The following is a 21098-nucleotide window of genomic DNA, read 5'->3' on the forward strand; positions in this document are numbered from 1 at the left end:
AAAGGACAAATTCAGCGCAGGTCGGCGGCCTGTGAACGAAACCACTTCAAAAGCCTCTATATCAGTCCACCTAGATGGCGGTATTGATTGCATTTTATTGATATATAACGTACTGGTAGCTGCCTCAGTAGGTGGCGTTTCATCTTTAAGCTTTACTCAACTGAGATTTTCCGTGTCGATAGTCGATCAAGTCAAGAAGTATGAGGATTGGCTCGCGACGCAGTGCGACGTCGTGGAGGCGGGGCTTGATGAAAAGCACGAACGGATGGCGCGCGATCCGTTCAAGTTCTTTCGCGCGACATGCTTCCGTTTCGCTCGCAAGCTGTTTGACTGGCTGCCCGAATTGGGTGGCGGGCCTTTGGTGATGAACGTCGGCGACGCTCATATCGAAAACTGGGGCACATGGCGGGACGAGGAAGGACGCCTGGTTTGGGGCGTCAACGACTTCGACGAGGCCGCCACGCTCCCGTACGTCTGCGATCTCGTGCGTCTTGCAACAAGTGCTCGCCTTGCCCCGGATTTACCGGGCAGTGAGAAGGCTCGGGTTGAAGCTATCGTCGAGGGTTATCGGCGCGGCCTTGAAGCGCCCGGCCCATTTTTCATTGATGACAGGGTTCCTTGGATGCAGGCGCTGGTAAACCGACCTGCAACTAAGATCGACTCCTTTCGGACCGAGTTGAGTGGGGCTGCCGCAGTGGTGCCGCCGCCCCAGACTTCCGACTTGTTGAGGGAGCAGCTTCCCGCCGGCACCCGCGACATTATCTTCCGAACCTGGCAGCGCGGCGGCGGTTCACTTGGACGTCCGCGCTACCTTGCGATCGGCACCTGGAATGGCGGAAGCGTCGTGCGTGAGGCAAAAGCACTGGTTCCGTCGGCTTGGGAGTGGGCGAATGGAAAGATCGGCCCCGTCGGACTGTTTCAGGTCGTCTCAACCGGGCGCTATCGCTCACCGGACCCGTTCCTGAAAGTTCGTTCTGACTTCGTCGTCCGCCGTATTGCATCGGATTCGCAAAAGATCGACCTCAGTAAAGTAGACGCTTGGGCCTATGGGCCGGACCTTTTGGCAGCAATGGGAGCAGATCTGGCAGCGATCCATCTTGCGGGAAAAGTAAGCGCCAACGACATCAACAGCGACCTCGCCAGACGCGAGTCGAATTGGCTGCACAACGCCTCGAAGGCTGCGGAAGAATTCGTGATGAAGGACTTCGAAAAGTGGAAGCGCTTTCAGCAGGGGGACGCATGAAACAGGCAGTCGTCGTGATCCATGGCATGGGTGAGCAAATTCCGATGGACACGCTCATGAGTTTCTCGGAGTCAGTGTGGGCTACTGACTCTGACCTCATTGATGCTAATCGTCCTGATTCTTCTACGGGCGCGAAACGAACGACGAACGCGATCTGGTTCAAGCCGGACGAGTATAGCCGTTCCTACGAGCTTCGACGTCTGGCAACAGAGAGCCTTCCGGGACGTGGTTCCACCCACTTCTACGAATTCTATTGGGCCCATCTCATGGAGGGAACCTCGTTCGAGCATTTTCGAGCCTGGATGAAAGATCTTCTCTGGCGCTCACCGCGTCGGGTGCCGCAAGGGCTCGGCCTCGCTTGGACTGTTCTTTGGATCATCACAATCGCTGCGGTCACCTGCTTCCTCCTGTCGCTTCTACCGTCCGAAGGCAAGGCCTGGTACTGGGCGGTGTTGGGAGGCGTTGCAAGCCTTTCCGTCGGCGGTCTCGTGAACACGTTCCTGCTAAAATACTTTGGTGACGTTGCCCGCTACGTGAAGGCGAGTCCACCAAATGTCGCTCGCCGCCAGGAAATTCGCGAGAAGGGAGTGCAGCTCCTAGAATCGCTGATGGGTATCAAGCCCGACGGGACAACAGTCACGTCCGAGTACGATCGGATCGTGGTCGCGGCGCACTCGTTGGGAACGATCGTGGCTTACGACATCCTCACTCATAGTTTCGCGCGCCTAAACACGAGAATGACCGCGGCAGAAGACCAGCCGGAGCTCGCGAAGATGGAGGTTCTCATTCGCCGGGCGACTGGATTGGAACCGCAATTGGCTGATGCGCGTCAGCAACAAGACGTGGATCTCGATGCATATCAGGCGCAGCAGGCGCTCTGCAGAAAAGAGTTGAACGCGCAAGGGAATCCCTGGATCGTTTCGGATTTCGTAACACTTGGGTCACCACTGGCGCACGCGGAGTTCCTCCTTGCCTACGACAAGCCGGCTCTCAGGAAGGCCCAGGAACGGCGCATCCTGCCGACCTGCCCCCCAACACTGGAATATGATGCGACCACCAAGAAGCGGCACATGTCCTATCGGACCGATGATGATGCCGCTGCCCCGCGCCTGCCCCACCACGCGGCTCTATTCGCATTTACACGATGGACAAACATCTACTCCCGTCACAGAGCTATCCTCTGGGGGGACATCATTTCCGGTCCAGTCGGCAAACAGTTCGACCTGGCCGTGAACGGCAGGACGTTTTCCGGCATTCGCGATATCGCTGTAATGCCAGAACCAAAAGACGGAACGGTCGGCTGGAAGTTCTGGCCTCCATTCTTCACTCACACAAAGTACTGGACGCTTCCCCGGAGATGGTCCGCTGGTGCGGCCGTGCCGCACCACATCTCCGAGCTTCGTAAGGCGCTGAAGCTGAAGGAAAGGTGAGGTTCGGGAGACCGGTCAGGTGTCAGTGTTGGACGGTTGGGCAGAGGACTCCGTCAGCGTCGCATCGATTTATTCAAGCTCGTGCCAAAGGCATTTTATTGTACAATTCAGAAGAGAAATGATAGTTCCAGCAGTACAATACTTACCCTCTTGGAGTGATAGGCAAATTGAGTGTATCTGTGAAGGATATCTTCTCCGACCGTCATCCTGAATGATTATGGAAAGTGACGTATATTCTGTCTAGCTACGGCGCAACGCAAGGGTGTAATATCTTTAGGGCGCACAAAACAGGGGGGCAAGACATTGGCGAACCAGGAAGCTGTAGAGGATTTGATTCAACGGCACGCAGCGATATTCGATTCGGTTGAAACGATTACAGTGCGCGCCGCTCCGACAATGGTCCACGGGCGTCCGGACCACAGCAATTATCATATTGAGGTGATCGCGCGGCGGCCCGCCGCGCTGGACCTACCTCCGCAGATCGACGGTATCGTGGTCCTCAAGATTGCCGCGACGATGGAAGAACAGGCGTTGCGATACAACGGCCTCACCATAAATGACGCGGACGCGCTGTCGCGCGAATGGCGAACAGGCCTCCTGCGCGGCGCAGATGAGGCGCCACGCGACTATAGCCTGCTCACCTACAAACCGCTCAACCCGTCAAAGCTCGTCGAAGTGAATGAAGATTGCGAGCTTACGTTGCATGTGAGCCCGGACGCCGGATGGGCGGTCCTGTGCGAGTATCTTACGGACCCCTCCGATCTCAATATCGGGATGTATGATTTGACGGCGCCACACATTGTGAATGCGCTTGAGGCAATCGGGCAGCAAGGCGGCAAGCTTGGCCTATGCCTTGGACCCAAAGCATCGCTGGGCAGCGGGACCAAAGCGGAGGACATTCCTGAAGCCGACGTGAAAGCCCGGCTGGAAGCGGCGTTTGGCGAGCGCTTCCGCTTCGCCTGGGCTTCAGTGGGTGGGCGAAAGCAGTTTCCATCGGCCTATCACATCAAGGTTGCGGTCCGAGACGCTAAGCAGTTCTGGCTGTCAAGTGGCAATTGGCAGAGTTCGAACCAACCAAAGCGTCGGTTCGCAGGTGATGCGGCCGGCACTCCCGCAGATGGCGCCGACATGGCGCGCTACAATCGTGAATGGCATATTGTCGTCAAAAGCTCGAAGCTTGCGGAGATCTTCAAAGCCTATCTCGACAAAGATCGCGAAACCTCTGAATTTGACGAGAGCAGTCCCGAAGCAGGCAACCTCACTCCGCTTCCCGCCTCCCCGGTGCGATGGCCAAGCGATGACGAATTCACATTAGAGTTCCGTGTCCCTGATGGGCCCGACGCGGCGCTCCCCGAGGCGCCGCGTCCGTACCACAAGGCCTTTCCGCCAAAGAAACTAGCGAGGCGCAAGCGGCGTATCATGCCACTGCTCACGCCCGACAATTTCGGAGAAGAGGTACTGGCCCTAATTGAGTCGGCAACGACAAAACTGTGGTTTCAAAACCAGTCCCTTTCGATCAACGTGACACCTTCGCCCTTGTATCGTAGGCTGGTGACCGCTCTGCGAGAGAAGGCTTGGGCTATCGAGAACACCCGAATATTCTTCCGCGATTTCATCCAGGAGGATACGAAGGACGCGCTCCGCGCGCTGGATCGCGATGGCTTCCCGATGCACAAGGTGCGAGTCATGAAGAATGTGCACACCAAGGCTATTCTGGTGGATGATCGTCTCACGCTTATCGGCAGCCATAACTGGACCAACGAGGGTACGAACTACAACCGCGACGCCAGCCTGATCATCGATGACAAGGATGTGAACGGTTGGTATGCCGGGGTGCTCGACCATGACTGGAACCATCTCGCCTATCAGTTAGCTTACGATCTGGAGGTGCCGAGTGCAGTCCTTCCGCTCGGCGGCGAGGAAATCGCCGGCATCCCCAAACGGCTAGATCCACGCATGGACGTGGTCAAGCGAGATTAGCCGCCGGCTTCGGCCTGCCCCGCGGTCTCCCAGATAAACGGCCTGAGAAAGCGGCTGGCACGGTTGCGCTTGTAGCCACCCTCGGCCATACCGCCCCAGTGCATGCCGATTACCGTGCCAGTTTCGACATCCAGCACCGGAGCTCCGCCGCTGCCGCCAACGGTTGACGCGTCGTGGTCAAAGGTCTCGCCCTCGTCAACGGCGGCTAGTATGAAGCCAGGGAGCAGAAACTTACGCACTACGCTGCTTTTGAGATCCACGTTATAGCCAAGCACACAGATAGCACGGCCCGGTTTGCCGTGATCCAGTTCAGAAACTGGAAGCACGAAGGTGGAGTTGAGGGGCTCCATGAGGCGAAGAAGGGCGACGCGCGCTTCAGGGTAAATCGCCAGGCATTCGCAAAGGATCCCATCGCCTGGGGCACCGCCGGTGACCCGGCATTCGTCGGCTCTGGAGAAATAGACCCGCGCCGTCTCAGTCGCCTGCCCGACAACGTGGTTTGCGGTCACCACCAGGTCTGGCGCCACAAGAAATCCGGTTCCCGCGCCCTGAGTGCCTTTGTCCCCGACTACGGTAACCAGCCCGCATCCCGTTAGAAAGCGTTCGATTCGAGGACGTTCGATCTCAAGCTGGCGCCACTGAACGGGGGGAGGCTCAAAGCGGCCATTTTGCACGGCAAGTTGTGGCTCGCGAGAAAGCCAGGAAGAATAGGCGGTGCCGATCGAAAGTGTGCGCCGCGCGCGATCAAATTCGGAAGGGTACCGATCGAGCGCCTTGCCGAAATAATCTATCAACACTCGAAATCCGTCGGCAAAAACGGGGAGACCGCATTCGAGCGCCTTGGAGAAATAGCTATGCCGGTCTTCAGGCGCGCAGAGCCCTGCAAGGATGTGCGTGTCGCAAAGATTACCGAAATGATTGAGCATGTTCTGCATTGCCGAGTATTCGTTCCAACTGGTGTCGCCTTTCCGAAAGTCGCCGCGAAATTGCTCGCGCCTGCCATCGCGGACGAGTGCGTAGCCGGCGAGGCACGCGGTGAGCGGATCGGTCATCTTGGCGTCGAGCAGCGCATCGATGATCGAGGCGGGCACCGGTCGGCCGGCCACGAAAAATCGCTGCGCTTTCTCGATCAACGGCAAATCGGTTTCTTCAAGGTCACCGCCGCCCAGTTTAAAAAGGTATTGCAGGACCTCAAGATTTCCGTCGTCGGCAACGCCGATCACAAGGGTCGAGACTCGCCCTGCCATGCCGTTCATCGCAAAGCGGGTCGGCGGTATGCCGGGCAAAGACACTTCGACGGAGTAGCTGCCGAGCGGGCAGCGTGCAGTCAAGTAAGCTGTTCCTGGGAGATTGACAATGGGGCGCAGGCGTTGATCGCCGCCGCCGGGCGAACCACCTGGCAACAAGGCTTGCACATTTCTCAGAAACGCCTTGACGCTTGCTCCCTTGAGCGGTTCGTATCCGGTTACCCCAACGAGGATGGTGACCCAGGCTTCCTGGGACTTGCGGTTGATCGCCTTGAGCTTGATTGCCCGGAGACGGCGCATAACGTCAGAACGGGCAGAATATGCGGCGTAGGCGCCAAAGGCGAGAAGCGAGGTTAGCCTGAATTCTGCCTGGCGCCCCAAACTCTCAGCGGGCTCGACACCGTCCTCGCTCGTGGTCATGCCGAGGTCGCGGACCGCCGCGGCGCTTACGCCGGTCAGTAAGGACGGCGCCACGTCTAAAGTGATGTAGTCTCCGCATTCAGGAAACGCGAACGGCCGCAACTCGAGCGGCCGATCAGCGCTCAGTACGGCGGCGCGATAGTGGCCGGCTTTGGGATCGTTGAAATGGACAACACCAAGAGCCGTGACGGGATTATTGTCGGGGTCGAAGGCGACGATGGGCATGGTGCGATCGCTTGTCGCGAACGATAGACTGGTGGGGACCGCGTGGGCCTGCGGAGGTTTAAGCTCCAGGTCGATGATCCCGTCATACGGTACGGCGATCGTCACCTGGTTGGAAGTGAGGCCAGGCGCGCGTGCTCGGACGTCATAAAAACTAGGTTTTAGAAACAACTGATTGGTCGCCTTGAGCGGCGGGCCATACTGCGGCTTGAGACGCTGCCGCTCGTAGAAAAGCTCAATTCAGCCCTCATTGATTTTGTCACCTGGGGTAACTCGGACATGCAGGGGTTGTGGCGGCACGCGAGCCGCGTCAATCGTTGCGATCTCGAACTCGGGCTGGCGGGCATCCGGGTCGATTTCGGGGGCCTGGACATAACGATACGGCGTATCGAGGAGAAAACGGCGGATCCGCGTCTCGACCATCTTGCGTACATAAGCGGCGAGGCGCGCGAAGGTCAGCTGATAGTCGGTCTGGCCCGCAAGCCGCTGAAGTGCTGCCGGATGCCCGTTCAGGCCCTCAAGCAGCGCGGTCGCGAATACCCCGTATCCCGAACCGAGCTCGAGCGATCGCTCACCAGGCGCGGTTGCGTAGAGAATATTCTGCGCGCATCCCGCATCGTCGAGGACGGGACGGAGATAGCGACCGACCGACGCGCCGGCGGTTGAAGCATAATCAGCAAGGGCAAAGTCGCGACAGGCATCGATGAAGATCAATTGATTTCTGGGACCATATGCGCGAAGGGGACTCAATATGTCCTCAAATCCCAGTAGAAGATTGCTGTCGATTGGAAGCTCCTTCACATCGAGCGGGAAGAGCACGGGCTCGGGGCGTTGGCCCCTCGCCCATTCATGCGAGCAGCCATGGCCGGCAAAGTAGAAGTAAAGCCGATCGCTGGCGCCCCAATTTCGCTTGCGGATTTCCGTGAGCAGCAGTGCCATGATCGCCTTGCGTGTTGGCGCAACGTTGGCAACGCGCACCCCGCTGTCCGGTAAATCGACCTTAGCCGGCGCGCCGCCCGGTGGCGCCACCATCATGCGCAGATTTGACGGGTCGACGCCTCCCGAACCGATCGCCCAGTCAGCAAAGCGGATCGCGTCGGCGGCACAGGCGCCGAGCTTCCAGGCCGGGCTCTTATAGGCGTCGATTCCGATCGCGATGCAATGGCACGTCATTGACTGCTCACTGAAAGTTCAGCCCGTAGCCGGAAAGGGTCTCCTTAAGGCGCCAGATCTGGAGGGCATAGTTTGAACGCTTGTAGAGTCCACGGAAATGAAGACCGATGACCTTGCCCGCCTGGAGATCGACGACACAGGAACCGCTATTTCCACCTAATGTCGAACAATCATGCGAGAAAGCGAGAAAATCGTCGAACGCCGCTCCATATTCACCGGGCTGCAGCCGTTTCGCCTGGTAGATGTCGTTAAAAATCGCCTGCATAATTTCGGGCGGCACGACATTCTCGTTATCGGTCCAGGGATAGCCCACGAGATAAAGGTCTTTGTCGTCGTCGTCGCTTGGCGCCGCACTGCTCAGCGCAACAGGTTTCGGCAGGAAAACGCCAGCAGGAGCGAACGAAAGCCGCTCGACCCGCAGAAGTGCGAGATCCAGGCTTTTCATCCTCTCCGCCTCGAAGCGATTGTGACCGAGTACCACATCGGTGATCTTAAATTGCTTGCGGGTTGGAATGTCATGCTCTGCTTTGAAATCGACCGTTGGCAAGGCGCCGTGGCGGATCACCCAGCGGCTATAATCTGGCGCGGGGTCGGCGAACAATTCAACCACGTGCATGTTGGTCATAATGAGATCTTCGCTGACGACAAAGGCCGTGCCAAGCATCGTGCGCGTGTTGCCGGTGGCCATATCCACACGGCCGACCAGAGGGAGTAACCGCTCGACATCCGACCGATATGGCGAATCCAGCCGCGCCCAACGCTGCGGCGGCAACGCAAAGCTGTCGTTTTTTACAAGCAGCGCAGGTCGCTCGGTCAATCGAATGACTGCCTCTTGTCCAAGTATTTCGGCAGGGTCTAGTTCGACGCCAGGGTCATTGATCGACTTGAGGGTGGCGGAAATGCCGGCCTCAACCAACGCCTCACTCGCCGCTGCGGCCGCATCGTTGACTGGCAATCCAGCGACGATTGAGCGCAGACGAAGATTGGACTTGAGGTTTGATCTGATGGTGTCGGGGTCAAAGCCGGGGGTAGTGAGGTCCGGCAGATATTGCGAGAAGTCGATTAAGTCCAGCGGCAGCTTATCATCAAATGCTCGCACTTCAAGCCTCCAAAGAACTTCCTAGGTTGCATAGTAACTGAAAACCCTTATGAGGCGATAGTATTCATTTCGGATCGGTCCGAATATTCATCAGGACGTCTTCGCCGCTGATTTACTCCGTCTTCGCCTCGCGATTTATATTGATGACTTCAAAAATAATGCGGACAAGCTGCACATGAATCCGCGCAGTTGAAGGGATCTGAACCTGTGACCGGCAGATCTGAAGACACTAAGTCACTGAATAAATTGAAGACGGCTGTTGCCCATTGTCGACTTGGTTAATGACAGTGTTGGGAGCGAGCGAGTCCGCCATCCCGCCGCCTCATCGAGATCCCCGTTATCCAAACTTAGCGATAACCGCCGTTCCCTGACCTACGGTTGTGGATACTCGGCTAGCAGAGCCGTAAGCTTGAGTACCGACCATGCCTCATAGGAGGTTCGGACAGACTGGCAATTCGACGACTCGCCGTTAGTGCGCGAGCTTTACGGCCTCCAGCCGAGGAAGCCTCGGCATCAGCGTCAGAACGCCAGGTTTCTGTGACACTTCGAGCCTGACGAGACTGCCACCACGCTGCAGTGATGCGCCTACTGGTACGGCTTTCTTGGCCCCACCGGGTAATTTTCAATGTATTCTTCAAGAAGCCCATAGTGCTCAAGTATCCTAAAGGGATTGTTCATGGCGGCGGCCATCCGGTGAGCGTCATCGACCGAACACCACGGACAGAGACCTCCCTTGTCCCTTAGTGGCTCGGTACATTCAGCGCATTCCGCGATCGGAGGTGATATCTCCGAGTCCGAAAACACTCTGCTACTCCCCGCGTCTGTGATGAGGTAAGGCATCGGATAGCTGCGACCTATTCTCCCGATATAGAAGTCGGCGCCGAGCTCTTGCGCTACCTCCTGAAGAGCATCTCTCGTCTGCGAGGAAGACTTGGCACCGGAGACTATCGCCGCGACACATTGCTTGGGGACATAGAGAATCTTATTGCCGCTCACGTTCTCGACATATTCGTCGATATTGACGGCGCGCACTTCCTGCTCGTAGCTCCATTCCAGATACTTCGAAAAGTAAGCTTGATAAAGTACAGCGTTCCGAAGGGCCATGGCGTCCCTTGGCTTCTTCCGGTGAGCTGCCATCTCCGCGAACGAAATCAGCGTCTCACTTGGTCGGTCTCGGTACGAAATCTCGCGGACCAGAAGATCTTGGAAGACCTCTTGCAGCTCGGCAACGTCGAACCCGATCACGAATCCTTTGTGATTGTTTCCGTAGTGTGCCCACATTGGGGTCACGACGGGTGATTTCGAGAAGCAGGTGGTCAACAGCGACGGAATTTCCTGGACCACCTCGCTGTAAGTCGCCAGCAGGTCGGAGCCTTGTTCAAGGTCTACGCCTAGGAAAAGTTCGAACGGATCGTTGTAATCCTTTGGCAGGCTGCACTTGAAGCCGACATGGCCATCACGAACAAAAACGCGTTCAACAACGCTCTCTGAAAAGTACTTGAAGATCAATTTCATTTGGTAGGTCGCCCCATGTTCCGCAGCATTGATACCCTAGGCGACGCCGCTGCAAAAGAGGTCGCCAGAGCGCCCAGAAAATTCCTGTTTATTGTTCGTGCGAAACCAGCCGCAATGCTTGATACAGCAGATAATCCATATCATCGTTCTCGCTACCAATAATCGCATCGACGACCCACAACTCAAAGGCGCCCTGCACGCGATTTCAGCCCACTTTGCGGTCGGAATACAATTCGAACCCGCTACCGTCGTCCTTCCAACGGGTACTGGCAAGACTGAGACGATGCTTGCAACGCTCGTCTATCGTCGCCTCGGTCGCACACTGGTTCTCGTGCCAAGCGATGCGCTTCGGAGCCAGATCGCCCGCAAATTCATAGGTCTCGGCGTTCTGCCCGATGCACAGGTGATAGGCCACGACCTTGCCAAGCCACGTGTTGCAGTGATCACCACGGGCATCCGATCCATGGAAGATCTGGATTTGATTGTTCGTAATGCGAACGTCATCGTAGCCCTGCCGAACGTCCTGGAAGCCTCAGACCCGGCCGTAGTCCGCCGACTTGCGGAGGCATGCTCTGATCTAATTGTTGACGAGGCCCACCACATCACTGCGAAAACGTGGAATGGCGTCCGCGAGCATTTCTCGGGAAAGAGAATTCTTCAATTCACAGCCACGCCGTTTCGTCGAGACGGCAAGCGCATCGATGGCAAGATCATCTTCAACTACAAGCTCGGGGACGCGCAAGCCGCCGACTACTATCGGCCCATCAATCTTAGGACGATCGAAGAATATGGTGACGAAGAGGCGCACGACATCGCTATCGCCAAGGAAGCGATCGCCGCGCTCCGACACGATCGGGACGACCTGAAGCTCGATCATCTGATGATGGCGCGAACATCCTCCAAGGATCGCGCGGAAGCCGTTGGCCGCATCTACCAACGTCTTGCACCGGATCTGAAACCAGTGATCGTTTACTCCGGTCCCGGACGCACAGTCGCTAATCGCGAGGCCATGAACCAGCTATTCGATCGCGGAGCCGCCGGCGCGAGGATCGTGATCTGCGTAGACATGCTGGGGGAAGGATTCGACCTGCCTTACCTGAAGGTCGCAGCACTCCACGACACACATAAGTCACTCGCCGTGACCCTGCAGTTCATCGGTCGCTTCACCCGCAAAGGCCCCAAGGAGGCGATTGGGGAGGCCTCGGTTGTGATAAACATCGCCGATCCCGATGCGGAGGCGAAGCTCGCTGACCTCTATGCGGAAGGCGCCGACTGGGATCACATCATCAAGCGGTTGAGCGAGGACAGGATTGATCAGGAGCTGCGGCTCCAGGACGTCGTTCTAGCGCTCAAGGAAACGGGTAACCTCCATTCCAATCTTTCGCTCTGGAATCTCCGGCCAGCACTTTCGGCGCAGCTCTTCCGGACGAAATGCGTTGAATGGAGTCCATTGGCCTTCGAGTCAGTGCTCCCGAAAGGGTCCGAAACCTGGTACGCATTAAGTGAGCACGACAATGTACTGGTTGCCGTCGTTTGCCGTTCAAGCGATGTCTCCTGGGGCAACTACCAGAATGTGTTCGACACGATATATGACCTGCTAATTGTCAGGTGGGATAAGGTTGCAGGATCTCTCTGCCTGTTCGCAAGCGATTACGATGCACTGCGATCCGAGAAGCTTGCCAAGGCAATTACGGACAACGACACAACCCTGGTTTCAGGAACCCCGATCTTCAACATCCTCAACAATGTTGAACTCCCGTTGGTGAAGAGCCTGGGTTCATCACGCATTGGCGCGATCAGCTTCACCTCGTATTTTGGTCCCAACGTCACGGAAGGGCTCGCCAGCATTGAGAAGGCCGAATCTACCCTAAACAACCTTGCCTGTCTCGGATACGAGGACGGTGAGCGCGTTCTTTGGGGAGGAACCCAGCGGCGTGGCAAAGTCTGGCAGCAGAAGGCCGGATCGATATCCGACTGGATCGAATGGACCTCGGCAACGTGGGCAAAGGTTACATCTGACGTCGAGAGCGACAGCAACATCGTCCGCGATTTCTTGCGTCCGGAAAGAATGACGAAATCACACGCGGCGTGGCCGATAGCAGCCCAATGGGGTGAACAGGCGCAAACTCGCTTCAACGACAAACAGTATGTCGTCTTCGGGTCCTTGGAGGTCCCGGTCTTCGCTGTAGACTTGAAGCTAGGCGATGTCGGCCCGTATGGCGAGATAGTCTTTCGCATCGAGTGTGACGAGGCAACCTCCGAATACAGGCTCGTCATCAGCGACGAAATCCCCGGTGGCTACCGCCACGATCACCTCTCTGGCCCGACCGTCTTTTTCCGATACGGTACGCAGCCAGCAATTGCGTTAGACGAATACCTCCAGAAGGATCCGTTCATCGTTCGCTATTCGGACGGCACCTATTCCTACAACTGCTACCACATTCCCGTGAAGCTCGACGCAGGGCTTTACCAGCGGGAGAAGCTCGAAGCCTGGAACTGGGATGGCATCGAACTGAACAAGGAGTCTATGCACAAGATTGGAGATCAGCAGACAATCCAATTCCGGACGTTCGAGCAGATCAAGGGTGAATTCGACGTTATCTTCAACGACGACGGCGCGGGCGAAGCTGCTGACCTTGTTTGCCTCAAGGATGTCGATGAGACCACTGTCCGATTAAGCCTCGTCCACTGCAAGGGCGCCCACGAGGGTCGTGTGTCCCAGGACATCCGGAATTTCTATGTCGTCTGCGGTCAGGCCCAGAAAAGCATAACCGCAAAGCACGCTGGGCTTCCGACGCTTTATCAAGATCTGAAGAGACGTCACGAAATCTGGGGACGCGAAGGCTATAGCCGCTTTCTCAAAGGCAATATAAAGGACCTCTCGTACTTCAAGGAGAAGTCGCGCCGCGCGAAACTCGATTTCGAGATGTTGCTCGTGCAGCCGGGAGGCTCGGTTGCTTCGATCACGGATGACGCTCTACGGCTCTTGGCAACGACCGAACTCTATTTGCTGAAGACCACCCAGGCGAAATTCCGCGTCGTGCTATCACCCTGATTCCGAACTGCACGATCCGGGTATCCGAATTCTGATAATGCCCGAGCGGCGTCCTCATAACGATTTTCGGTTGTTTGGATAGAAGATCGCTGCCGCAAGCAACGCACAAAAATATATCGTTTAAATATCGCGGGAGGGCATTTTCTGCTCTGGCAATTTTTGCGGAAATCAAATTACCCTACGCAATAAGGTTTTCTGGGGAGAGACGCTTGGGAGAGGCCAACCAGTTTAATGCATCCGGCTCGCTTGCTGGCTACCTTTATCAATGCAGATTAGCTTTGCTTCTTGCGATCCGCGAAATGAAGGTGAAGCCGAATTGCCATATCTCGATCGAGAGGTTCGACGATATAACCTTCCATGAAGAAGATCTGGCGCATTGCGTGGTTCAGGCCAAGCATCATATTGGCTCAAAGGACGTCACCGATAACAGTGTCGATGTCTGGAAAACCCTCCGCATCTGGATTTCACAACTGAAAGCAGGCTCCTTCTCGAATGCCGACACGCGGCGGTTTCTTATTACGACCGCGACGGCTCCTGATGATGGAGCACTAGCCATGCTACGCGCTGAATGCGGTTCCTCCGAGCGTAAGACGGCAAAAGAGCGGCTGGCAACGGCGGCGCGCGCTTCGACCAACAAGACATCGAAGGCGGGCCGTAACGACTTCCTGGCGTTGACCGAGGAGGAAGCCGACGTATTGCTCGCGTCAATTACTGTGGTGGATGGCGCGCCAAATCTGCACAATGTTGTCGACGAAGTCGAAGGGGAACTTCGCATCCTGTCGGCCAGTTCAGCCGACAGGGTTGCGCAATCGCTCGAAGGCTGGTGGCTCGGGGCCGTTGCAAAGCGTCTCGTTGGTGTCGAGACATCGGACATCCCCGTACAGCACATTGCGATCAAGGCACAAGAATTCGCGGCTCTCTACGGGCCACTTGGCCTTCCCGTGAGCGATCCCAGCGAATTCGGTGAGCGTCCCTACTCGATTGAGGATGAAGGCGAGACCTACGTCAAGCAGATGCGCCTGATCCAGCTGCCTGACAGGGCGATTAAACGTGGGATTCAGGACTATTACCGATCGAATACGCAAAGATCAAAATGGGCGCGAGAGAACCTCCTCCTCGACGGTGACGTTGCGCGATATGAGGCAAAGCTCCAAGATTCTTGGGAACGTAAATTCGACGAGGAATGCGGTGACGCCCATACCGCCGACGACGCTTCGAAGAACGCAATGGGCCGAAAGGTCTTCCACTGGGCAAGCCAGCAGCAGATCGAATTCCGGAATGTGATTGAGACCTGGATCACGGCAGGATCGTTCCACGGGTTGGCGGATCGAGTGAAGTTGGGTTGGCATCCGAATTACCTGGATCATCTTTCGGTTGGAGCTGATGATGCCGCGGCTTGATCCCTGGACCCGGCGCCCACCTGAAGAAGCGAACCTCTTCGGCCCCTCGTTTCTGTGCGCGCTGTCGCATGAATTTCTGCGCGATTTCACTAAGGACGGCCGCGATGGGGCGTCGCTCTTTTTGCTGATCCTCGCACTGTCGACGGCCTTGCACCGAAACAGCCGGGAGCGACTGCCTTATTCAACGGTCACCTCGCTTTATGCCTGGGTGCAGGAAAACGAGGATCTGCTCATCGGATTTGCGTCGAGAGCCCGGAACCTCACGCCCTACCTGAAGGAGGCCGTGCTGTTCGGGCTTGCTACAAAAACGATCGCGGTAGATGACGCGGGAAATCTTCGGACCGGAGATCGCCGTGCAACCTTCCCAAAGTCTTTCTTGGACGACACCACCGCAGAAACCAAAGAAATCATAGATAGATCGAAGTTCATGGGTAGATGGCTTGCAAAATCTGGATCTGAAACGTCGGTCGCCGCGGCGTTGGGAGTACGTCCATGAGTTTCATCATTAAGGCAATCGTCGTCTACAGCCACACCGGCGAACAGCAGATCGTGCCATTTCGTGAGACTGGTCTGAACATCATTACCGGCAAATCTAAGACCGGCAAATCGGCGATCATTGACATTGTCGACTACTGCCTTGGTCGCGGCAGCTACAATGTCGCCGAGGGAGCGATCCGCAAGAAGGTATCATGGTTCGGTCTACACATTGCTAAGGGCGAGGACGAAGTGTTCATCGCTCGTGACAATCCAGGTCCGGGTGCCGGCACGGGCTCCAAGGTGTTTTTCCGCCGCGGTCGGAACCTCACCTATCCCTCCCTCGACGAGATCACGAAGAACACCACCGAGGAAAGCCTCAAGGAGTTCGTGACGCGTTTTGCGGGGATCCAGGAGAACGAGCACCGACCGATCTCAGGCACCCGTCCGCCATTGGAAGCAGATATCGGGCACGCGCTTTTCCTCTGCTTCCAGAAACAAAATACCATCGCCAGCCAAGACCAGCTCTTCCACCGGATGAACGAGCAGTTCCTGCCTCAAGCGATGAAGGATACCCTTCCCTACTTTCTTGGGGCGGTGGATGAAGATCATTTCCGGCTGTTCGGGGAGCTGGACGAACTTCAAAAGAAGCTGAGGATTCTGGAAGCTCAACAGGCCAAGCATGTGCAGGCGGTCGATGTCAGCCGGTCCCGTTTAACGAGAATCCTCAACGAGGGAAGGAAGGTCGGGCTTATACGCCAGGACTATCAGGCCGTGGACGATAGTGTTTTCGCCTTCCTCGCAAGGATCGGGGAAGGCGCTATCGATCAACCTGACCTCACTTCCGATTTCGGCGAAACCATCGCGCGCCTCCGCGGCGAGCAGAGCACGCTGCAAGAGCGTCTGGGAGACCTTAATCAGGACGTTCGGGCCGCGCGTGCCTTCTTCTCCGACCAGACCGACTATTCCCGCGAAGTCAGCGAGCAGCGATCGCGCCTGAAGAGCATCGAGCTGTTCAAGACCGACATTGAAGCGCCGAAACAATGCCCCTTCTGCGATTCGCATCTGGAGTCCCCTATTCCACGCGTTACGCAGGTGAGAGACTCGTTGAAGCGGGTCAGCGCCCAGCTTGATGGCCTCTACCGCGATAACCCCCATATCCAACGGCATATTGCGGAACTCGAAAGCAAGATTGGCGAAGCTACCGACAATCTGAAGCTAGTTCAGAGAGAGCTACAGCGCGCCGTTCTCGATGATGAGGCCGCCAAAGCCCGTCAGGACCTGATGGTTTCGCGCGGCCGCTTTCTGGGCCGGCTCGCGGAATTTCTTGAATCGATGGCGCCGGATCGGGACGACCTGGAGCTTGCCGCGGAAATTGAGCAGGTCAAGGGTCTGATTGCTGCGGTTCGCTCCCGCATCAACAGCGACGATATAGAATCGCGACTGCAGACAATCCTCAGCTTCATCAGTCAGAAGATGACGGACTATTCCGGTCAGCTTGATCTAGAACATAGCGGCAGCTCGCTGCGATTGGACGTCAAGAAACTTACGGTGGTCGCCAATACGGTCGATGGCCCGATCCCACTGAACCGTATGGGAAGCGGCGAGAACTGGGTAGGCTATCACGTGCTCAGCCACCTCGCGATCCACTGGTGGCTTCGCGAACGGGATCGCCCCGTTCCGGCCTTCCTGATTTTCGACCAGCCGACACAGGCTTACTATCCGCCAGACATTTCCGAAGGTGGGCTTGAACAGATCGAAAAGGATGCCGATCGGGCCGCTGTTAAGGCCTTGTTTAAGCTGATGGCCCACGCTTGCCAAGAGATCAAGCCGGACTTCCAGGTGATCGTTCTCGATCACGCGCATCTCACCGACGATTGGTTTGAGGACGCTATCGTCAGGGAGTGGCGAGGAGATAGCGCGCTTGTGCCATACCAATGGCCGGAAGGATAAGCGATGCCGGAAATTCCTTTGAACTTCACTCTTGCACTATCCGACGATGATGCTGTCGCACTGGCAGACACGCTTGGCTGCACCCCAGAAGATGTCGGCGAGAACCTGCAACTCTATGCGCCGGCGGCGCTAAGAGAATATGTAGAAATGTTTGCTGGCCAAGCAATGATGAGTGTTTCGGACATGCGCGAGCGTCGACTTCTGGCAATACTGCTCGCATTGCCCGCCGCAAACTTTCCAACCGATGAGCGCATCGCTCGTCTGTTCAATCTGACCAGCCTACAGGGCCGAGCGCTGCTGCGCGCCACGCTTTCGCGACACCGCGCACGTCTCAAGGGAACGATGGAGGCTGCGGCCCGCCGTTTCATCGGGGCATGCCAAGGCGAAGCTGGCGCGGAGCGAGAGGCTCGGTTTCCAAACGCTGTCGTGATCGAAATGCTCAATGCTCAACTATCTGCGGCGAACGCGCCACGCAGCCCGATCCGGCGGAAGCCGGGAACATTCGACACATATCTTGTCGCCAATGGCGCGTTCATCGAACTTCAAAACCTTTACCCATGAGCACTTCTGAACAACTACCTGACGCGATTTCCGCAGCGAGCTTGGTGCTTGCCGTCCTCGCAGCTCTCTACACACTCTGGCTTCCGACTGTGACAGCAGCGCTTGACGCAACACCTCCTGCCGATCCTGACGATCGCGGTTCCCTACGAACGCAAGTTACGGGTGCTCTTGTCACAAAGGCAGTACCGCTCGCCTTCGCCACCATAGCGTCAACGGCAATTCTTTTGCCGCGCGGCATGGCGATATTGTGGGAAGTATGGACGCACCACGCTGAATGGGCGTACGATGACGTCAAGGCGTTCTTCGTCCTTACGCTACTGCTTATGCTGTTGCTCGCGGCCGTTTCGATCGTACAACTCGTCAGGCTTGTCGTAAAACGTGTCCGGCTCTGATACGCCAAGTAGGCAAGATGGTCGCGGAGAGACCACCCACGCTTAAGCCACATACAGTTATCACACCCTGCTTTCAAAGCACCCCCCATGCCCGAAACCTCCCCCTCCCCGTCATCTCCCGAAGACCGAGCTCACCAACGATCCGCCGCGCCGCCTGCGGCGTGACACCGAGCGTCGCGGCGACCATGCCGGCCGACACCAGCGGCCGCTCCATGACCAGATCGATCAGCTCCGGCAGTTTTGACGAGGCGCGCCGGCCATCTAGTTTTCTTTCCATCATGGTCCGTGCGAGCGCCAGCCGGTCATGCTCCTTCAGTCCGAGATCGCCGGCTGCGGTCAGTCCGTGGGCGATGGCGACGAGCCGGGTTTCGCGATTGCGATGCCGACGCCGATCAACAGGCACGGTCTTGAGGCCGAGGTTGATGGCGGCGAGATGGGCGCCGGTGGTGACGCCGGCTTGGCGGAGGATGGATGCAGCAAAAAGCCGGCCGAGCCAGGGCGCGTGCTGCAGCACCGCCAACTCGTTCCAGGCATCCAGGGCGACGATCGCCTGCAGCACCGCCGGCAGATCTTGCGCCAGCCGAACGACGCCACGCCATTCCTCCAGGCGTTCGTCCTCGTTCCAGTCGAGATCGTAGACCAGCGGATCCTTTTCCCTTGCCCGAGCCGGGCCGGGCTTCTTTGCTTGTTCGATGGCAGCCTCCGATCGGGCCAGCACCGCATCGATGGCAGCGAATTCTTCCGCAAGCGGACCGGCGTCATCGTCCTCCTCCCCCTCCCCTCCTCCGACCGTGCCAACATCCGGCGCGACGGCGTCGATCGCGACAGTGCCGTCGGCGCCATGCGACGCAGGCGGTGCCTGCCCGCGGAGGCTGCGGAGGCCTTCAGGGCTGAGCGCCCAACCGGGTGGCTGCGCCGCGATGCGCCGGCGGGTTTTCAAAACATCGCGGGCGATGGTCAATTCATGGGTGGGCGTGCGAATATCCTTTGTGGCGTCGTGGAGGACGAGGTCTTCGAGATGCACGAGCTCACCGTCGATCCACAGTGAAGCGCAGGCATCGGTGAAATGCATGCGCTCGATCCACCCCGCGCCGACGGCTGAGCGGGCAACGCGCTCGTCGAGGCGGGCAAGTGCTACGCCGGCGTCCGACATCGGTCGCAGCAGGCTCTGGATGGGCAATTTGGCGAGATCGTAACGCATTGAATTCATGGTAAATGATTTGCTAAACGAACTCTAGTTGTGCGTTAGCATTCGTCACCGGATGATATCGCAAAGACGAAGTCTCACTTCCGATAAGTACTGCTTACCGCAAGTGATTGCGGAAACCGCTAAAATCAGCGATGTCCGTCGCCCTAGATGGGCGGGTTCGCCTGGAAATCCGGCATTTCGGTCCTTTTATCACACTTATTCCAGCGGACTCATTTGCCTGATGGAGCGGACTGGACCTCTCCCGAGCGGCCGATTGCGGAGCTGTCCCCCGTCCATTTCTCCATCTCCGCCCGTCTGAAGCGAAAGGGCGGCAATCGGTCCCTTTCAAAACAGCAGATTTATCGCGTTTCAGCCACACGAGGCCACTGACGCGGTTTCGCAACGTTCGACGGCCGACGCTTGTCGCAGACCAGATTTCGCGCTGTACGGCCTTCCGTTTCGGGCATAAACCACGCTTGCAAAGGAGCAATTTCTCGCGCATTTCTTATCTGTACAAATCACCTCGAAACGAGGCCGTTAAAAGCGCGATGGCGAAGCCACAAAGAGTTAACGTTCAACAGCCTCTAAAGCGGCTGATAGGCTATGCCCGCGTGTCGACGGACGACCAGGTCCACGATGCCCAGATGGACGAGCTGCGGGCCGCCGGCTGCGATCGGATCTATCAGGAGCATGGCTCCGGGGCATCGCGCGCCAGGCCAGTCTTGACGCGGCTGCTCGGAGAGCTCACTGCGGGAGACGTCCTCGTCGTTGTCCGCCTCGATCGATTGGCCCGATCGGTGAGTCATCTCTTGGCAGTGATCGAGGATCTCGAGCAACGCGGGATTCATTTTCGATCGATCCGCGATCCGATCGATACCTCAACCCCGCAGGGCATGTTCTCCCTCCAGGTTCTCGGTGCGGTCGCGCAGCTCGAGAGAGCGCTGATCGCCGAACGCACCAAAGCCGGCATAAAGGCGGCGAAGGCGCGCGGCAAGCTTCCTGGAAACCCCGGCCTGCGAGAACGACGACCGGAGGCAATCAAAGCAGTCTCAAAAGCACGCGAGAAACTTTATCTCGACGAGCTCATTGCGTCCGCGCAGATGTGGCTGCCGATGGTGCGGCAACTCCGGCCTCAGCACAGTTGGGACAATGTCGTGCGGGTGCTCAATCGCCGCGGCCACGACTGGACCGTCGAGCGCCTTCGTCGCGCCGTTCATCGCTTGGTCCGGGAAAAGCTCGCGGAAAAAGAGCTTCTCGCCCGGTCCCCTCGCCGCGCTCCCGAGAACCATCTGATGAAGCTGGTGGCGGCGATCGCCATTGCCGATCCCGATCTGTCGCTTCGCGACATTGCCGCTCAACTGGACCAGATGGGAGAACGCCCTGCGCGAGGCGGCAAGAAATGGCAGCCCTCCTCCGTCCGGGACCTGCTGGACGAAGCACACCGGTTTGGACTTATCCGCCGCTGAGGGCACAGTTTATCAGGCGACCGATCACGCGGTTCTTCTTCCTGCCGCTGCTCGCCGGCATGGTCTTCCAAGCTTGGCTATTGAAATCTGCAGCGCCAGGCGACGGTAATCGCCATCGGTCCGAAGTTTTAGCACAGCGCTTTCCTCCTGGGACGCGGCGGCGGGGTCTCCCGGCGCCTGCTCTCCCTCCCCTCTCCGGATCGTCCTGAAGGCCTCATGCACGAAGGTCGGGACGGTTCCGACACCACGACACTGGACCAGACCTGCAAGCTCTGCCAT

General features: G+C 57.6%; 14 protein-coding genes. 9 read left to right on the forward strand and 5 right to left on the reverse strand.

The genetic code is table 11. The features are described 5' to 3' along the window. The first annotated feature begins 172 nt into the window (after positions 1-172). The 3 genes from SINAR_RS0131060 (at position 173) to SINAR_RS0131070 (ending at position 4653) form a co-directional block, all read left to right on the forward strand. A complete protein-coding gene (locus SINAR_RS0131060; protein WP_028002650.1) occupies positions 173-1243 on the forward strand; it encodes a DUF2252 family protein in 1071 nt (356 codons plus the stop codon). Further along, a complete protein-coding gene (locus SINAR_RS01000000134355; protein ID WP_033058259.1) occupies positions 1240-2673 on the forward strand; it encodes a hypothetical protein in 1434 nt (477 codons plus the stop codon). The genes SINAR_RS0131060 and SINAR_RS01000000134355 overlap by 4 nt, the downstream gene beginning before the upstream one ends. A gap of 303 nt (positions 2674-2976) precedes the next feature. Next, a complete protein-coding gene (locus SINAR_RS0131070; protein WP_150852060.1) occupies positions 2977-4653 on the forward strand; it encodes a phospholipase D-like domain-containing protein in 1677 nt (558 codons plus the stop codon). Here the strand turns inward: SINAR_RS0131070 and SINAR_RS0131075 are convergent. The 4 genes from SINAR_RS0131075 to SINAR_RS0131090 form a co-directional block, all read right to left on the reverse strand. After that, complete coding sequence (locus tag SINAR_RS0131075; protein ID WP_150852061.1) at positions 4650-6713, reverse strand: trypsin-like serine peptidase; 2064 nt, start codon at positions 6711-6713, stop codon at positions 4650-4652. The two genes, SINAR_RS0131070 and SINAR_RS0131075, sit on opposite strands and share 4 nt — an antisense overlap. A 69-nt stretch (positions 6714-6782) precedes the next feature. After that, positions 6783-7715: a caspase family protein gene (locus tag SINAR_RS0131080; protein WP_028002653.1), complete on the reverse strand. Its 933-nt coding sequence runs from the start codon at positions 7713-7715 to the stop codon at positions 6783-6785. A gap of 7 nt (positions 7716-7722) precedes the next feature. Beyond that, complete coding sequence (locus SINAR_RS01000000134360; protein ID WP_050577631.1) at positions 7723-8814, reverse strand: trypsin-like serine peptidase; 1092 nt, start codon at positions 8812-8814, stop codon at positions 7723-7725. A gap of 585 nt (positions 8815-9399) precedes the next feature. Then, on the reverse strand, positions 9400-10329 hold the full coding sequence (locus SINAR_RS0131090; protein ID WP_028002654.1) for a DUF2971 domain-containing protein: 930 nt from the start codon (positions 10327-10329) through the stop codon (positions 9400-9402). Positions 10330-10447: 118 nt separating this feature from the next. Here SINAR_RS0131090 and SINAR_RS01000000134365 point away from each other — a divergent pair, with 118 nt between their 5' ends. The 5 genes from SINAR_RS01000000134365 (at position 10448) to SINAR_RS0131115 (ending at position 17772) form a co-directional block, all read left to right on the forward strand. Then, on the forward strand, positions 10448-13384 hold the full coding sequence (locus SINAR_RS01000000134365) for a DEAD/DEAH box helicase (RefSeq protein ID WP_234710697.1): 2937 nt from the start codon (positions 10448-10450) through the stop codon (positions 13382-13384). Between the two features lie 209 nt (positions 13385-13593). Beyond that, positions 13594-14784: an ABC-three component system protein gene (locus SINAR_RS0131100; RefSeq protein ID WP_150852062.1), complete on the forward strand. Its 1191-nt coding sequence runs from the start codon at positions 13594-13596 to the stop codon at positions 14782-14784. Then, complete coding sequence (locus tag SINAR_RS0131105; protein ID WP_028002656.1) at positions 14771-15280, forward strand: three component ABC system middle component; 510 nt, start codon at positions 14771-14773, stop codon at positions 15278-15280. The genes SINAR_RS0131100 and SINAR_RS0131105 overlap by 14 nt, the downstream gene beginning before the upstream one ends. After that, a complete protein-coding gene (locus SINAR_RS0131110; protein WP_028002657.1) occupies positions 15277-17211 on the forward strand; it encodes a DUF3732 domain-containing protein in 1935 nt (644 codons plus the stop codon). The genes SINAR_RS0131105 and SINAR_RS0131110 overlap by 4 nt, the downstream gene beginning before the upstream one ends. A gap of 3 nt (positions 17212-17214) precedes the next feature. Then, positions 17215-17772: a hypothetical protein gene (locus SINAR_RS0131115; protein WP_028002658.1), complete on the forward strand. Its 558-nt coding sequence runs from the start codon at positions 17215-17217 to the stop codon at positions 17770-17772. 465 nt (positions 17773-18237) lie between these two features. Here the strand turns inward: SINAR_RS0131115 and SINAR_RS0131125 are convergent, their stop codons facing one another. After that, positions 18238-19374, reverse strand: coding sequence for an RHE_PE00001 family protein (locus SINAR_RS0131125; RefSeq protein ID WP_028002660.1), 1137 nt, complete (start codon positions 19372-19374; stop codon positions 18238-18240). A 527-nt stretch (positions 19375-19901) separates the two neighbouring features. Here SINAR_RS0131125 and SINAR_RS0131130 point away from each other — a divergent pair. Beyond that, positions 19902-20819, forward strand: coding sequence for a recombinase family protein (locus tag SINAR_RS0131130; RefSeq protein ID WP_028002661.1), 918 nt, complete (start codon positions 19902-19904; stop codon positions 20817-20819). Positions 20820-21098: the final 279 nt, after the last annotated feature.

Source organism: Sinorhizobium arboris LMG 14919, from assembly GCF_000427465.1.
Classification (GTDB): domain Bacteria; phylum Pseudomonadota; class Alphaproteobacteria; order Rhizobiales; family Rhizobiaceae; genus Sinorhizobium; species Sinorhizobium arboris.

What these genes read in the sequence shown, in the direction of transcription:
- SINAR_RS01000000134355 (WP_033058259.1), top strand. Translation starts at nt 1,240, where the DNA reads ATGAAACAGGCAGTCGTCGTGATCCATGGCATGGGTGAGCAAATTCCG.
- SINAR_RS0131080 (WP_028002653.1), bottom strand. Translation starts at nt 7,715, where the DNA reads ATGACGTGCCATTGCATCGCGATCGGAATCGACGCCTATAAGAGCCCG.
- SINAR_RS0131090 (WP_028002654.1), bottom strand. Translation starts at nt 10,329, where the DNA reads ATGAAATTGATCTTCAAGTACTTTTCAGAGAGCGTTGTTGAACGCGTT.
- SINAR_RS0131105 (WP_028002656.1), top strand. Translation starts at nt 14,771, where the DNA reads ATGCCGCGGCTTGATCCCTGGACCCGGCGCCCACCTGAAGAAGCGAAC.
- SINAR_RS0131110 (WP_028002657.1), top strand. Translation starts at nt 15,277, where the DNA reads ATGAGTTTCATCATTAAGGCAATCGTCGTCTACAGCCACACCGGCGAA.
- SINAR_RS0131115 (WP_028002658.1), top strand. Translation starts at nt 17,215, where the DNA reads ATGCCGGAAATTCCTTTGAACTTCACTCTTGCACTATCCGACGATGAT.
- SINAR_RS0131125 (WP_028002660.1), bottom strand. Translation starts at nt 19,374, where the DNA reads ATGAATTCAATGCGTTACGATCTCGCCAAATTGCCCATCCAGAGCCTG.
- SINAR_RS0131130 (WP_028002661.1), top strand. Translation starts at nt 19,902, where the DNA reads ATGGCGAAGCCACAAAGAGTTAACGTTCAACAGCCTCTAAAGCGGCTG.